At 70.4% G+C, this 13,477-nt stretch carries 15 protein-coding genes; 5 read left to right on the forward strand and 10 right to left on the reverse strand.

Going from position 1 to position 13,477, the window contains the following annotated elements:
• Positions 1-17 precede the first annotated feature (17 nt).
• On the reverse strand, positions 18-185 hold the full coding sequence (locus ACGFJ7_RS03910) for a hypothetical protein (protein ID WP_392640733.1): 168 nt from the start codon (positions 183-185) through the stop codon (positions 18-20).
• Positions 186-418: 233 nt separating this feature from the next.
• On the opposite strand from ACGFJ7_RS03910, the gene ACGFJ7_RS03915 reads away from it, so the two are divergent.
• Complete coding sequence (locus tag ACGFJ7_RS03915; RefSeq protein WP_392640735.1) at positions 419-1,192, forward strand: alpha/beta hydrolase family protein; 774 nt, start codon at positions 419-421, stop codon at positions 1,190-1,192.
• 3 nt (positions 1,193-1,195) lie between these two features.
• On the opposite strand, the gene ACGFJ7_RS03920 is transcribed toward ACGFJ7_RS03915, so the two are convergent.
• The 3 genes from ACGFJ7_RS03920 to ACGFJ7_RS03930 form a co-directional block, all read right to left on the reverse strand.
• Positions 1,196-2,146, reverse strand: a complete 951-nt coding sequence (locus tag ACGFJ7_RS03920; RefSeq protein ID WP_392640738.1) for a zinc-binding dehydrogenase — start codon at positions 2,144-2,146, stop codon at positions 1,196-1,198.
• Between the two features lie 68 nt (positions 2,147-2,214).
• On the reverse strand, positions 2,215-3,468 hold the full coding sequence (locus tag ACGFJ7_RS03925) for an NADP-dependent malic enzyme (protein WP_392640740.1): 1,254 nt from the start codon (positions 3,466-3,468) through the stop codon (positions 2,215-2,217).
• 121 nt (positions 3,469-3,589) lie between these two features.
• Positions 3,590-3,901 carry a S24/S26 family peptidase gene (locus ACGFJ7_RS03930; protein ID WP_360242950.1) on the reverse strand — a complete coding sequence of 104 codons (312 nt, stop codon included), beginning with the start codon at positions 3,899-3,901 and terminating at the stop codon, positions 3,590-3,592.
• A gap of 84 nt (positions 3,902-3,985) precedes the next feature.
• Here ACGFJ7_RS03930 and sodN point away from each other — a divergent pair, with 84 nt between their 5' ends.
• Complete coding sequence (gene sodN / locus ACGFJ7_RS03935) at positions 3,986-4,390, forward strand: superoxide dismutase, Ni (protein ID WP_360242953.1); 405 nt, start codon at positions 3,986-3,988, stop codon at positions 4,388-4,390.
• Between the two features lie 153 nt (positions 4,391-4,543).
• Entirely contained in the window at positions 4,544-4,903 is a 360-nt protein-coding gene (locus ACGFJ7_RS03940; protein WP_097318732.1) for a trypco2 family protein, read from the forward strand.
• On the opposite strand, the gene ACGFJ7_RS03945 is transcribed toward ACGFJ7_RS03940, so the two are convergent.
• Both ACGFJ7_RS03945 and ACGFJ7_RS03950 read right to left on the reverse strand, forming a co-directional pair.
• The gene (locus ACGFJ7_RS03945) at positions 4,900-5,592 is read right to left on the reverse strand and encodes a FadR/GntR family transcriptional regulator (protein ID WP_360242956.1); all 693 of its coding nucleotides are present in this window, start codon (positions 5,590-5,592) and stop codon (positions 4,900-4,902) included. The two genes, ACGFJ7_RS03940 and ACGFJ7_RS03945, sit on opposite strands and share 4 nt — an antisense overlap.
• 38 nt (positions 5,593-5,630) lie before the next feature.
• On the reverse strand, positions 5,631-6,026 hold the full coding sequence (locus ACGFJ7_RS03950; protein WP_360242959.1) for a hypothetical protein: 396 nt from the start codon (positions 6,024-6,026) through the stop codon (positions 5,631-5,633).
• Between the two features lie 52 nt (positions 6,027-6,078).
• On the opposite strand from ACGFJ7_RS03950, the gene ACGFJ7_RS03955 reads away from it, so the two are divergent.
• Both ACGFJ7_RS03955 and ACGFJ7_RS03960 read left to right on the forward strand, forming a co-directional pair.
• On the forward strand, positions 6,079-7,026 hold the full coding sequence (locus ACGFJ7_RS03955; RefSeq protein WP_360242962.1) for a diacylglycerol kinase family protein: 948 nt from the start codon (positions 6,079-6,081) through the stop codon (positions 7,024-7,026).
• 403 nt (positions 7,027-7,429) lie between these two features.
• The gene (locus tag ACGFJ7_RS03960) at positions 7,430-7,684 is read left to right on the forward strand and encodes a WhiB family transcriptional regulator (protein ID WP_014447395.1); all 255 of its coding nucleotides are present in this window, start codon (positions 7,430-7,432) and stop codon (positions 7,682-7,684) included.
• Positions 7,685-7,906: 222 nt separating this feature from the next.
• Here the strand turns inward: ACGFJ7_RS03960 and ACGFJ7_RS03965 are convergent, their stop codons facing one another.
• From ACGFJ7_RS03965 to ACGFJ7_RS03980, 4 genes are all read right to left on the reverse strand, one after another.
• Positions 7,907-9,037: a CbiX/SirB N-terminal domain-containing protein gene (locus ACGFJ7_RS03965; protein WP_392640747.1), complete on the reverse strand. Its 1,131-nt coding sequence runs from the start codon at positions 9,035-9,037 to the stop codon at positions 7,907-7,909.
• Entirely contained in the window at positions 9,019-9,783 is a 765-nt protein-coding gene (locus tag ACGFJ7_RS03970; protein WP_360242965.1) for a phosphoadenylyl-sulfate reductase, read from the reverse strand. The genes ACGFJ7_RS03965 and ACGFJ7_RS03970 overlap by 19 nt, the downstream gene beginning before the upstream one ends.
• A 151-nt stretch (positions 9,784-9,934) precedes the next feature.
• Positions 9,935-11,629, reverse strand: coding sequence for a nitrite/sulfite reductase (locus ACGFJ7_RS03975; protein ID WP_360242968.1), 1,695 nt, complete (start codon positions 11,627-11,629; stop codon positions 9,935-9,937).
• Positions 11,630-11,914: 285 nt separating this feature from the next.
• Positions 11,915-13,465 (reverse strand): histidine kinase N-terminal domain-containing protein, encoded by a 1,551-nt coding sequence (locus ACGFJ7_RS03980; protein ID WP_360242971.1) that lies wholly within the window; start codon positions 13,463-13,465, stop codon positions 11,915-11,917.
• Positions 13,466-13,477 lie beyond the last annotated feature (12 nt).

The following is a 13,477-nucleotide window of genomic DNA, read 5'->3' on the forward strand; positions in this document are numbered from 1 at the left end:
CCGCGCCGGGCCGGGAGTCAGGCTACGAGCCAGATGATCAGGGCAATGAGGACCACGGCGACCGCGACGCCGCCGATGATCAGCGGGGTCGCGGTCGCCGGGGCCGGCTGTTGCTGCGGGGTCTGGTCCGTGAAGGCGCGGAACGCCTCGGTGTTGCCGCTCGGGTCGACTCTGTTGTCAGACATGCGGAAGACCTTAGCGAAACAACGCCCGCGATCCGAGCCCGCCGACCCGTCCACCAGGTCGACTAGCTGGACAAACACCTCCGTACGGAGATTTCACCCCTCCGTGGGATTGCCGGCGAGCAACAATGGGTCCGGTGTATCGCCGAACTCTTGTCCTAGGGCTGGGAGCAGCCGCGCTCGCCGGATGTTCGACGGAGAAGGCCGCGCCGAAGCCGGCCGCGACTGTTCCGACGGTGACCGCCACCAGCCCCACTCCGGCGCCGAAAGCTCCGGCCCGGCGCTTCGCGGTCACCACCCGACGGCTGGCCCTGCGGCGGGGCGCGGACCGGCCGCTCGCGACGACGGTGTGGGCGCCGAAGGGCGACGGGCCGTTCCCGCTCATCCTGTTCAGCCACGGGCTCACGGCGGACCCTGGCGACTACGCCGATCTGCTGAGCGCCTGGGCGCGGGCCGGCTTCGTGGTGGCGGCGCCCGCCTATCCGCACACGTCCGGTGAGTCCGGCGAGCTCAACATTCTGGACGTGCTCAATCAGCCGGCCGACGCCTCGTACGTCATCACCGAGGTCCTGGCCAGGCTGAAGGGGAGCGTCGACGCCGGGCGGGTCGCCGCCGCGGGGCACTCGGCGGGTGGCATCACCACGATCGGGATGTTCAGCAACGCCCGCGACAAGCGGCTGATCGCCGGCGTGGTGCTGGCCGGGCGTCAGGTCCTGGCGTCGCCGTTCGCCGGGACCAAGGCCCCCCTGCTCTTCGTGCACGGGCAGCGGGACAAAGTGGTCGGTTATCGCGACGGGCGGGCGGCCTACGACGCCGTACCGTGGCCCAAGGCCCTGCTCAGCGTCACCCAGGGCGGGCACATCGCGACCGGCGCCGCCTTCGACGTCGTGGCCGCCACGACCACGGACTTCTGGCGGTGGAGTCTGTACGGCGACGCCACCGCCCGCCGGCGGCTCCAGGCCGACGCCACCCGGGGTGGCGTGGCCACGCTCGAGAACGAGCTGAGCTGAGCTTCAGTGCAGCAGGTCGACGACGACCTTGCCGAAGATGTCGCCCGACTCCAGGCGGGCGAAGGCGTCGCCGACCGCGCTGAAGCCGTACGTCGAGTCCACCACCGGCCGCACGCCGGTCGTCACGAGCAGGTCGAGCAGGGCCTCGAGGTCGTCGCGGGTGCCCATCGTGCTGCCCAGCACGTCGAGCCGCATGGCGAACAGGCGCCGCAGGTCCACCGTGGCCAGGTGGCCGCCAGTGGCGCCGCAGACGACGATGCGGGCGCCGGGGTTGGCGCACTTCATCGAATGGTCGAAGGTGGGCGCGCCGACCGACTCGATGACGACGTCGACCCGCTCGGGCAGGCGCGCGCCCGGTTCGACAGCGGTCGCCCCGAGCTCGGCGATCCGCTCCCGCTTTCCCGGGTCGCGGCTGGTGGCGTACACCCGCTTGCCCATGGCCAGCGCGAGCGCGACCGCGGCCGTGGCCACCCCGCCGCCGGCGCCCTGGACCAGCACCGCGTCCGCGTCCTCGGCACGGCCGCGCGTGGTCAGCATGTGGTACGCGGTGAGCCAGGCCGTGGGCAGGCACGACGCGTCCACGAAGGACAGCCCGGCCGGCTTGGCGACCAGGCTCTCCGGCGGCACCGCGACCCGCTCGGCGAGCGTGCCGGGGTGCCGTTCGGAGAGCAGTGACAGGCCGCGCGGGTCGTTCTCGTCGGCGACCACCGGGTAGATGACCACCTCGTTGCCGTCCGGGTCCACGCCGGCACCGTCACAGCCGAGGATCATCGGCAGGCGGTCGGCGGGCAGGCCCACCCCGCGCAGCGACCAGAGGTCGTGCTGGTTGAGCGAGGCGGCCCGCACCTCGACCGTCACCCAGCCGTCCGGCGGGGTCGGCTCGGGCCGGTCGCCCACGCGCAGCGCGGAGCGGGGGTCGTCGGGATCGGCGGCGATGGCGTAGGCGGCGCGCATAGCCGAAGACATTAACGGCCCGCGGCGCTTTTGCGAGCGCCGCGGGCCATCGATGAACCTCTCGAAGATCAGGAGACGCTTGCCGTACGGGTCTCGGCCGGGACCGGCGCGGTGCGGCGGGCCACCCCGTCGGCGATGGCGGCGGCCGCGACCGCCTCGGCGACCGCCGGCGCGACCCGCGGGTCGAGGGGCGACGGGACGATCGCCTCGGGGCGCAGGTCGTCGGAGACCACGTCGGCGATCGCCTCGGCGGCGGCCACCTTCATCCGCTCGGTGATCGTCGAGGCCCGCACGTCGAGCGCGCCCCGGAAGATGCCCGGGAACGCCAGCACGTTGTTGATCTGGTTGGGGAAGTCGCTGCGGCCGGTCGCCACGATCGCCGCGTACTTGTGGGCCAGGGCCGGCGGCACCTCGGGCGTCGGGTTGGCCAGGGCGAAGATGATCCCGCCGGGCGCCATGCCGGCGACCGCGCTCTCCTCGATGGCGCCGCCGGAGACCCCGATCAGCACGTCCGCCCCGATCAGCGCCTCGGAGATTCCGCCCGTACGGCCGGAGAGGTTGGTGGTGGCGGCCAGCTCGGCCTTGATCGGGGTGAGGTCGCCGCGCTCGGCGTGGATGATGCCCCGCGAGTCGCAGACGATGACGTTGGCGCCCTCGACCCCGGCCGCGATCAGCGTCTGGGTGATCGCCACCCCGGCCGCGCCGGCGCCGCTGATCACGACGCGGAGGTCGGCGAAGCGGCGGCCGAGCAGCTTGGCCGCGTTGCGCAGGGCGGCCAGCGTGACCACCGCCGTACCGTGCTGGTCGTCGTGGAAGACGGGGATGTCGAGCGCGGCGTCGAGCCGGCGCTCGATCTCGAAGCAGCGGGGCGCGCTGATGTCCTCGAGGTTGATGCCGCCGAACGACGGCGCCATCGCCGTGACCGTGGCGATGATGCCCTCGACGTCCTGCGTGCCGAGGCAGATCGGGATCGAGTCGACGCCGCCGAACTGCTTGAACAGGATGGACTTGCCCTCCATGACCGGCATCGCGGCCTTGGGGCCGATGTTGCCGAGGCCGAGCACCGCCGAGCCGTCGGTGACCACGGCGACCGTGTTGGCCGTCCACGTGTAGTCGGAGTAGAGCGACTCGTCGTCGGCGATGGCCTCGCAGACCCGGGCCACGCCGGGCGTGTAGGCCAGCGAGAGGTGGTCGCGGCTGGTCAGCGGAACGGTCGCGCTGATCTCCATCTTGCCCCGCTTGTGCAGGTCGAAGACGGGGTCGGCGGCGAGGGCGGGATCGAGCTCGAAACTGAAGTAGGACACGGTGACTCCAACCGGCATCAGGACGTTGTCGAGGCGCTCACCGATCGCACGGCGAGTTGTGCGCCGGACCGGAGCGCGATGCGGGGATCACCCGTGTAACAGCTATCGCAGCGCGAGTGTGCGCTGCGATCTCTGAACCCTAACGTAGCCGAGTGAGCCGCGGGTAGTAGCGCAATAAAACCCGCCCGATGACATCGGCCACCCCGTACGCCCGGGAATCGTCCTCCACCAGGGAGTTGTCACCCTCGATCCACCAGCCGCCGTCCTGCTCGCGGACCGTCCGCTTGACCACGAGGAGGTCGGGCCGGGATCGGAAGCGCGCGACCACGATCCGGCCCGGGCGAAGCCGGCGGGCGCCCCGCCACACGATCAGCGCGTCGCCCGATCGGAGGGTGGGCGCCATGGACGGCCCGCGGACCAGGACCGCGAACAGTGGTAATTGCCATCTCAAGGCATCAGTCCTCCGTCGCGTTACGGCAAGTATGTAAGGGGTAGTGTCAACCACGGATCATCGCAACCGTATGGAGGAGTCCTGATGCGACTTCCACGTTTCCTCACGCCTCGCACCGAGGTCAGCGCCCACTGCGACCTGCCTTGTGGCGTCTACGACCCGGCGCAGGCCCGGATCGAGGCCGAGTCGGTCAAGGCCATCGCCGAGAAGTACCAGGCGAACACCGACCCGGAGTTCCGCACCCGCGCCATCCTGATCAAGGAGCAGCGCGCCGAGCTGGTCAAGCACCACCTGTGGGTGCTGTGGACCGACTACTTCAAGGCTCCGCACTTCGAGAAGTACCCGAACCTGCACCAGCTGTTCAACGAGGCCACCAAGCTGGCCGGCGCCTCCGGCGCCAAGGGCTCGGTCGACCCGGCCGTGGCCGACCAGCTGCTCGGCAAGATCGAGGAGATCTCCAAGATCTTCTGGGAGACCAAGCAGGCCTGAGCTTCGCGTACGACGGCAGGCACCGTCCGCAGGGACGGGCCTGCCGTCGTCGCGTAGTTTCCGGCCGGGCGCTAGAGTCCGTGGCGTTGGGAGGATGACACGGTGACTCTGACGGACACACAACCGGATCCGGCGATCGGCGACGACGTCGTCATGCTCACCGTGCCCGCCGACGGTGGTTATCTCGGCGTGCTCCGGACGGCGACGGCCGGTCTGGCCGCCCGGCTCCACTTCGCCCTCGACGAGATCGAGGATTTGCGCATCGCCGTCGACGAGGCGTGCGCCATGCTGCTGGCCATCGCGACCCGCGGCGCCGAGCTCGACTGCCGGTTCGCGGTCACCGAGGACGCCCTGACCGTCGAGGTCACCGTGACGACCGTGCGCGGGGCCAAACTTCCCGCCGAGTCGTCGTTCGCGTGGAAGGTGCTGACCGCCCTCACCACCTCGGCCACCGCCGAGGCGACGGGCCAGCGCGCCACGATCCGTCTCGTGACGCGCCGCGTCAACTTCTAGCGCACGACCGCCGCGATGTAATCGAGGTGACGGGCGGCCGCCCTGGTGGCCGACTCCGCGTCCCGCATCGTCAGGCAGTCGAGCAGCAGCCGGTGGTCGGCGTCGATCTGCCGCCAATACCCGGGCGGCAGGTCGCTGGTGACGTCCTCACCGAACGAGGCGTGGTAGAGCGGCCGCACCACCAGCTCGAACAGCGGGTTGCCGGTCGCCTTGGCCACCGACATGTGGAACGCCGCGTGCGCCGCCAGCATCGTGTCGAGGTCGTCGGCCGCCGGATCGAAGAGCGCACCGTGTATCTCGAGGAGATGCTCGTCGTCACGGCGCACCGCGGCCAGCCCGGCCGCCGGCACCTCCAGCGCCCGGCGCAGCTCGAGCAGGTCGGCGAACCCGACGTCGGCCGAGTTGGTCAGCAGCGTGAAACCGGTGGCGAGGCCGTCGGCGAGCTGCTCGGCGTCCGGGTGCGCGACGAAGCTTCCGCCGGTGACTCCGCGGGTGGTCACGATGAGATGCTGGCTGGCCAGCAGGCGTAACGCCTCCCGCACGGTGCTCCGGCTCACGCCGGTCTTGACGCACAGCTCAGGTTCCGGGGGCAGTCGCTCGCCAGGTTGCAGGCGCCCCGAGGTGATGTCGGCCCGTAACTCGTCCGCCAGCAGTTGGTACGCGGGCGGCCGCACCGTTGATCCGGTCACTCCCACAGGGTAGGCCCTCGTACCCGAAATAAGACCCGTTAATCGATGCCCAGTGCTCTCGTACTCGCCGGAAGCACGACCAGCAGGCCCACAAGCACACCCAACGCCATCAGCACAACACCCAGCCAGAGCGGATTCACCTGGATGAGGAAGCCTCCGGTGGCGATCACGAAGAGCTGAATGACGATCGCCGGGCCCCGACTGCCGCGCCGTCGCTGACCCAGGAAACGCGCCACGAGGAAGATGAAGGCGACACCGATCGCGGCGAACACCGTGAGCGACACGGCCACGCCGACGTTGACGTCGTCACTGGTCAGATCCTGCACGACGAGCCATACCGTGAGCGCGGCCAGCGCGGCGCACTCCAGGTAGAGCAGCCGCACCGCCCATACCAGCGTTGTGGGGTTGTCAACGACTGACTTCTCACCTGTCACTGCAGCACCATACCGACAGTCTTTCGGGCCGTTGTTGGGTACAGTGCCGCGCATGCGAGCGTTACTGCTGGTCAACCCCAAGGCTACGACCACCAGCGAGCGCAGCCGGGACGTCCTGGTGCGCGCCCTGCGCAGCGCGGTCGATCTGTCGGTGGAGTACACGACCCGCCGCGGGCACGCCACGGCGCTGGCCCGCACCGCCGCCGAGAGCGGCGTCGATGTGGTGGTCACCCTCGGCGGCGACGGCACGGTCAACGAGGCGGTGAACGGGCTGATGACCGCCGAGGGCGCGCTGACCGGCATGACCGATTCGCGCGCGCAGGCGCTGCCGGCCCTGGCGGTGGTGCCCGGCGGCTCCACGAACGTCTTCGCCCGCGCGCTCGGCCTGCCCCGCGACTGGGCCGAGGGCACCAGCGTGATCCTCGACGGGCTGCGCGACGGCCGGCACCGGGTGATCGGCCTGGGCCGGGCCGACGACCGCTTCTTCACGTTCGCCGCCGGCATGGGCTTCGACGCCGCCGTGGTGCGCCGGGTCGAGCAGGCCCGGCTGCGCGGCCGCACCTCGACGCCGGGCCTCTACTTCCGGTCGATCGTCGGCCAGTTCTTCGGCGACGACCGCAAAACCCCGCCGCTGAGCATCGAGCGTCCCGGCGAGCCGCCGGAGATCGACCTCGGCACGGTCGTCGTTCAGAACACGGCGCCGTGGACCTATCTGGGCGACCGGGCCATCAATCCCAACCCGAACGCCTCTTTCGACACCGGGCTCGACATCCTCGCTTTGCGTGGTCTCGCGATCACCAGCACGACCCGGACGATGGCGCAGCTGGCGACCCGCAAGGGCGATCCGAGCGGCAAACAGGTGCTGCAGCTGCACGACCAGGACGAATTCACCGTGGTGGCGGCGCGCCCGCAGCCTTTCCAGCTCGACGGCGATTATCTCGGCGAGCGTCAGAAGGTGCACTTCGTGTCCGTTCCCGACGCACTACGTGTGATCTGCTGATCACGGGGTAGGGAACCTCACGATCCGTTACAGAAACTCGGTCAAAAGGTCGGCAGAAGGGCCGTGACCGTACTACATTGATGGGAGCGTTCGTCACCGGGTCCTGGCAGTAGCCCTGAAACCGGACAAAGGGGCCGTGAGCCAGCTCACCCGCCGGGAGAAACTTCTGGCGCTACCCTTGACATCGCCAGAGTTCGTGAAAGCATTCACAAGCGATATGAAGTAACCGGCTGCTGCTTGTGCGCGTTCCTAATTCAGATGCGCCGAACGGCTTGCCACAAACACAAAAGCTTGCTGACGCATGGCGAGCGGAGGGTTCCAGCCCGCCGGCCGCCAACGCGCATGCATAGGTAAACCAGTAACGCGATTCATTACCCCATCCGAAACAAGGAGTGTTGCCGCCATGGACTGGCGTCACGATGCGATCTGCCGCGACGAGGACCCGGAGCTGTTCTTCCCGATCGGGACGTCCGGCCCCGCGCTCCTGCAGGTCGAGCAGGCCAAGGCCGTGTGCCGGCGGTGTCCCGTGACCGAGAGCTGCCTTTCCTGGGCACTCGAATCGGGTCAGGACGCCGGCGTCTGGGGCGGGATGAGCGAAGACGAGCGACGCGCCGTGAAGCGTCGTGGCGGCCTGCGGGTCGGCGCTCCTACCGCCTGAACCAATCCCCCACAGCATTTGCGCCCCGGGCCGATCGGCACCGGGGCGTCTTGCTGTTTCCGGTCGATTACTCAGCGCGCCGTTTCCTGAGAGGTTCCTTCGGACTTCGCCCAGCGCGCTAATTCGATCACGTTGGGTTCCATCGAGAATCCACGAAATGATCTCGAAATTGCCGGCGCCCACCACGAATGGTCCACATTCTCCATACGGTGCGTGCCGGCCTTATGCCGCAACGGGATAGTGACTCTGAGTCAGCACGACGCGGGCGATCACCAGGCGTACAAGATCGGGCGCGTCACCCAGCGGCGCCGCGACAGTCACCGCACCCGCGTCGAGCGCCGAGCGCACCGCGAGGTCGTAGAGGTGACCCGGAGCAAGGAAGTAGGCCGCCATCCCGACCCGACCGCGCAGAAGGCCCACAGCGCCCCCGGGACGCGGCAGGGCGCCCGAGGCATAGGCGACGGCGCACGGAAGGCTCAGGCGAGCGCTCAGGGCATCCGCCACCCACATGATCGTTTCCCGGGCGGCGGCGTCCCGCGTCCCGGCCGCGGCGAGCACCACGCCATCGAGCCCACCCGTCGGCAGCCGACCGATCAGCCCGTCGAGAAGGGCGCCCGGAACGCCCCCACGCCCAGCCACCCCGAAAGCCTCAGAACCTACGGCCGCGCCCGCACCACCGACGCCCGTTCCCGTGCCCACGCCCGTTCCCGTGCCCACGCCCGTTCCCGCGCCCACGCCGACGCCGACGCCGACGCCGACGCCGACGCCGTTAGAACCCGCAGCCGCGCCGAAATCCGCAGCCGCGCTGAAGACACCGGCACCCGCACCTGAGCCACCAGAACCCGCAGCCAGGCCGGAAACACCGGCACCCGCGCCCGAAGCACCAGAACCCGCAGCCGCGCTCGAAACGCCGGCGCTTGCGCCCGAAGCACCAGAACCCGCAGCCGCGCTCGAAACGCCGGCGCTTGTGGCCGCGCCTGAAGCGCTAGAACCCGCAGCCGCGCCCCCGATGCCGGACATTTCGTATTTGTCGGCGGGAGTGGGGCCGAGAACATCGGCCAGTGTCACGTGGATCGGCAGCGCGGCCGCGGCCGCCACCACAGCAGGCACGTCGACGCGCCCGTGGTAAGCCGCCGTCAGCAGCAGGGGCACCACGACGACCCGGGAGCCCGCCGGGAGCGCCGCGAGAACGTCCAGCGGCCGCGGCCCCGCGTGGTCCAGGTATGACGCCCGCACGTTCCACTGCGGCCGGGCGCGCCCCACCGCGCGGGCCAGCGCCTCGGTCGAGGCGGCGGCCCGCGGATCCCGGCTGCCGTGGGCGACCAGCAGGACGGTCAGACGTGCAGACCGCATTCGGTCTTCTCGAACATCGCCCAGCGGCCCGCGCGCGGGTCCTCGCCGGCCTTGGTCCGCCGCGTGCACGGCCAGCAGCCGATCGAGCCATAGCCCTTCTTGAAGAGCTCGTTCACCGGCACGTTCCACCGGCTGATGTAGCGGTCCACGTCGGCCTGGGTCCAGGCCGCGATCGGGTTGACCTTGACCTTGCCCTTCTTGGCGTCGAACGCGACCATCGGCGTGTTGGCCCGGGTCGGTGACTCGTCGCGGCGCAGGCCGGTGGCCCACGCGTCGTAGTCGGACAGGGCGCGCTCCAGCGGCTCCACCTTGCGCAGGAAGCAGCACTCGTCGGGGCTGCGGGCGAACAGCCGCGGCCCGTACTCGCCGTCCTGCTGGCCGACCGTCATCCGCGGGCGGATGGAGCGGACGTTGACGTTCATGGTGGCGGCGACGGTGTCGCGCACCTTCAGCGTCTCCGGGAAGTGCAGGCCGGTGTCGAGGAAGACCACGTCGACGCCGGGCGAGACCCGGGAGAAGACGTGCGCGACCACCGCGTCGGCCATCGAGCTGGTCACGCAGAAACGGTCGCCGAAGGTGTCGGTCGCCCACTTGGCGATCACCTCGGCCGGCGCGCCCTCGAGGTCGCGGGCGGCGTCGAGGGCGAGGGCCTGGAGCTCCTCGCGGGAACGGCGGGTGGGGTCCTGGGTGACGGCGGGAGCGCCGAGGGTGACCAGGTTGAGGTTGGTGGCGGCCACGATGGTCATTGTTTGACTCCTCTGGAGAGCAAGCCGTTGAACTTCACCGTGAAGACTCGGGCGCAGGAGTGGCACTCCCACGCGCCGTGCGAAGCCTCGTTCGGGAACAGGTCCTCTTCGCCGCAGTAGGGGCAGTACAGCGGGGTGGATCGGGCGTCGCTCATTTCAGAAGCTCCTCGTCGGCCCGGAGCACCCAGGTCGCGAAGGTCTCCCCCGACGACTCCCGGTCGCCGAGATAGTTGCGGGCCAGCTTCTCGACGTACCCCGGAAGCTCTTCCGCCGTTGCCTTGAGGCCGCGCAGCTTGCGGCCGAAGCCGGACGTCTGCCCCTGCGCCATGCCGAGGCCGCCGCCGAGGTGCACCTGGAAGCCCTCGACCTGCTCGCCGTGGGAGTTCATGACGAGCTGGCCCTTGAGGCCGATGTCGGCCACCTGCGTGCGGGCACACGCGTTGGGGCAGCCGTTGATGTGGATCGAGATGTCGGCGTCGAAGTCCTTGAGCCGTTCCTCGAGCCGGGCCACCAGCTCCTCGCCGCGCGCCTTGGTCTCGACGATGGCGAGCTTGCAGTACTCGATGCCGGTGCAGGCCATCGTGCCGCGCCGCCACGCGGACGGGCGGGCCTCGAGCCCGATGGCCCGCAGCTTCGCGATGGCCGGCTCGACCTTGTCGTCGGCGATGTCGAGGACCAGGAGTTTCTGGTACGCGGTCAGGCGTACCCGATCGGAACCGTGCTCCTCGACGACGTCGGCCAGCCGGGCCAGCTGGGTGCCGGACGTCCGGCCGACCACCGGCGCGGCGCCGATGTAGTTGAGCCCGTCGTTCTGCTTGTGCACGCCGATGTGGTCGATCGGCTTGGCCGGCAGCTCCGGCGGCGGCCCGTCGATCAGGGCCCGGCCCAGGTACTCCTTCTCGAGGATTTCGCGGAACTTGGCCACGCCCCAGTCGGCCAGCAGGAACTTCAGCCGGGCGCGGTTGCGCAGCCGCCGGTAGCCGTAGTCGCGGAAGATGCCGACCACGCCCTCCCAGACGTCCGGGATCTCCTCGAGCGGCACCCAGACGCCGAGGCGCTCGGCCAGCCGCGGGTTGGTGGACAGGCCGCCGCCGACCCACAGGTCGAAGCCGGGGCCGTGCTGCGGGTGGACGACGCCGACGAAGGAGATGTCGTTGGTCTCGTACGGCCCGTCGGCCAGCCAGGAGATCTGCGACTTGAACTTGCGGGGCAGGTTGGAGTACCGCTCGTCGCCGATGTAGCGCTTCAGGATCTCGTCGATGGCCGGCGTGCCGTCGACGACCTCGTCGCGGGCGATGCCGGCCACGGGCGAGCCCAGCACGACCCGTGGGCAGTCGCCGCACGCCTCGGTGGTCTGCAGGCCGACCGCCTCGAGCCGGCGCCAGATCTCCGGCACGTCCTCGACCCGGATCCAGTGCAGCTGGATGTTCTGCCGGTCGGTGATGTCGGCCGAGTCGCGGCCGAACTCCTGGGAGATGCCGGCGATGGTGCGCAGCTGGGCCAGGTTCAGCGCGCCGCCGTCGACCCGGACGCGGAGCATGAAGTACTCGTCCTCGAGCTCGTGCGGCTCGAGCACCGCCGTACGACCGCCGTCGATGCCCGCCTTGCGCTGGGTGTACAGGCCCCACCAGCGGAACCGGCCGCGCAGGTCCTGCGGGTCGATCGAGGCGAACCCGCCCTTGGCGTAGATGTTCTCGATGCGGGCGCGAACGTGGAGCGGGTTGTCGTCCTTCTTCATCCGCTCGTTGGGGTTGAGCGGCTCACGGTGTCCGAGCGCCCACTGACCCTCGCCGCGCGCCTTGCGGGGACGGGCGGCCGGGCCTGCGGGTGTGCTGCTGGGCGCCATGTCGGCGGTCCTCCGGGCTAGGGTGGGCGCGGGAGGACGCTTCGGCCGTTGTGGTGGACTCGCGACTTCGGTGTCAGGAGTGGCCGGGGCGTCTCGCGCACCCGGAACACAAATCGGGTGGCGTCAGGAACCCGGACACATCGCGCTGCGGACACGCCCGTAGTCAACGTGGCGGCGGGCCACGAAGCGGCGGTCAACTGCGGCGGTCATGTGGGCTAGCCTCTCACGCCCGGCCATTCTGGGCCAGTGTGGTCCAGATTTCGAGAATGTGTCACGCCGCATAGATCACCTTTTCCCGAGCGGCACCACCAGTACGGCTTCGGTGCCGCCGCCGGCGCGATTGCGCAGCTCAATGCTGCCGCGCAGCTCGCCCGTGGCCAGCGCGCGCACGATCTGCAGGCCGAGCCGCCCCCCGGCGTCGGCCGCGAAACCCTCGGGCAGTCCCTGCCCGTTGTCGGCCACCGTGACGTGCAGCTGCTTGCGGAACCGGTGCGCCGACACCACCACCTCGCCGGTCTCCGGACCGGGCGGCTCGGGCTCCCCGTTCTCGTCCTCGTCGGCCGGGAAGCCGTGCTCGACCGCGTTGATCAGCAGCTCGTTGAGCACCATCACCAGCGACGTGGCGATCTCGGCCGGCAGCACCCCGAACGTGCCCTCGCGGCGCATCTTGACCTGGATGCTGGTCGCCGCCACCTCGGCCGCCGCGGTCGCCACCCGGTCGACGATGCCGTCGAACTCGACCGCCTCGTCGCTCGACATCGACAGCGTCTCGTGCACCAGCGCGATCGAGGCGACCCGGCGTACCGACTCCTGCAATGCCATCCGGGCCTCGGGCGCGTCCACCCGGCGGGCCTGGAGCCGCAGCAGGGCGGCCACCGTCTGCAGGTTGTTCTTGACCCGGTGGTGGATCTCCCGGATGGTCGCATCCTTGGTCATCAGCGCGCGGTCCCGGCGGCGGACCTCGGTCACGTCGCGGACCAGCACCAGCGCGCCGATCGGGACGCCGGCCGGCAGCAGAGGCAGGGCGCGGGTGAGCACGGTGGCGCCGCGCGCCTCGACCTCCTGGCGGGGCGGGAACTCGCCGCGCAGGGCGGCCAGGATCCGCTCGGCCGCGTCGTTGCCCTCCAGCGGGTCGGCCGCGAGCCGGCTGATCAGGTTCGACAGCTCCTCGCCCACGAGATGCGCGTTGAAGCCGAGCCGGCGGAACGCCGACTGCGCGTTCGGGCTGGCGTAGGTCACCTTGCCACCGGCGTCGAGCCGGGCCAGGCCGTCGCCGACGCGCGGGGCCGAGGTGGTCTCCCCCGGGTGCCGCGGCGGCGGGAAGGTGCCGTCGGCGACCATCTGGGCCAGGTCGTCGGCGGTGGTCAGGTAATTGAGCTCGAGCTGGCTGGGCGTGCGCGCGGTGGAGAGGTTGGTGTCCCGGCCGATCACCGCGATGACCTGGCTCCAGCCCTCCTCACGGCCGTTGTCGTCGCGCAGCCGGACGGGAATGGCCTCGTGGCGGGCCGGCGTGTCGCCGTACCAGACGGGGTCGCCCTCCCGCCAGATCCGTTCCTGGGTGAAGGCGATGTCGAGGTGTGCGACCTCGGGGCCACCGACGATCTTGCCGACCTGGTCGTCCTGGTACGCGGTGGGCGCGCTGTTCGGGCGCACCTGGGCCACGCACAGGTATTCGCGCGGCTGCCCGTCCTCCCGCTTCACCGGCACCCAGAGCAGCAGGTCGGCGAAGGAGAGGTCGGACAGCAGCTGCCAGTCACCCGCGAGCCGGTGCAGGTGGTCGATGTCGGCTGGGCCGAGGGAGGTGTGCTCCTCGGCCAGATCACGCAACGTGGACACGGCACAAGCTTT

The sequence above is a fragment of the Actinoplanes sp. NPDC048988 genome, from assembly GCF_043197815.1.
Classification (GTDB): Bacteria; Actinomycetota; Actinomycetes; order Mycobacteriales; family Micromonosporaceae; genus Actinoplanes.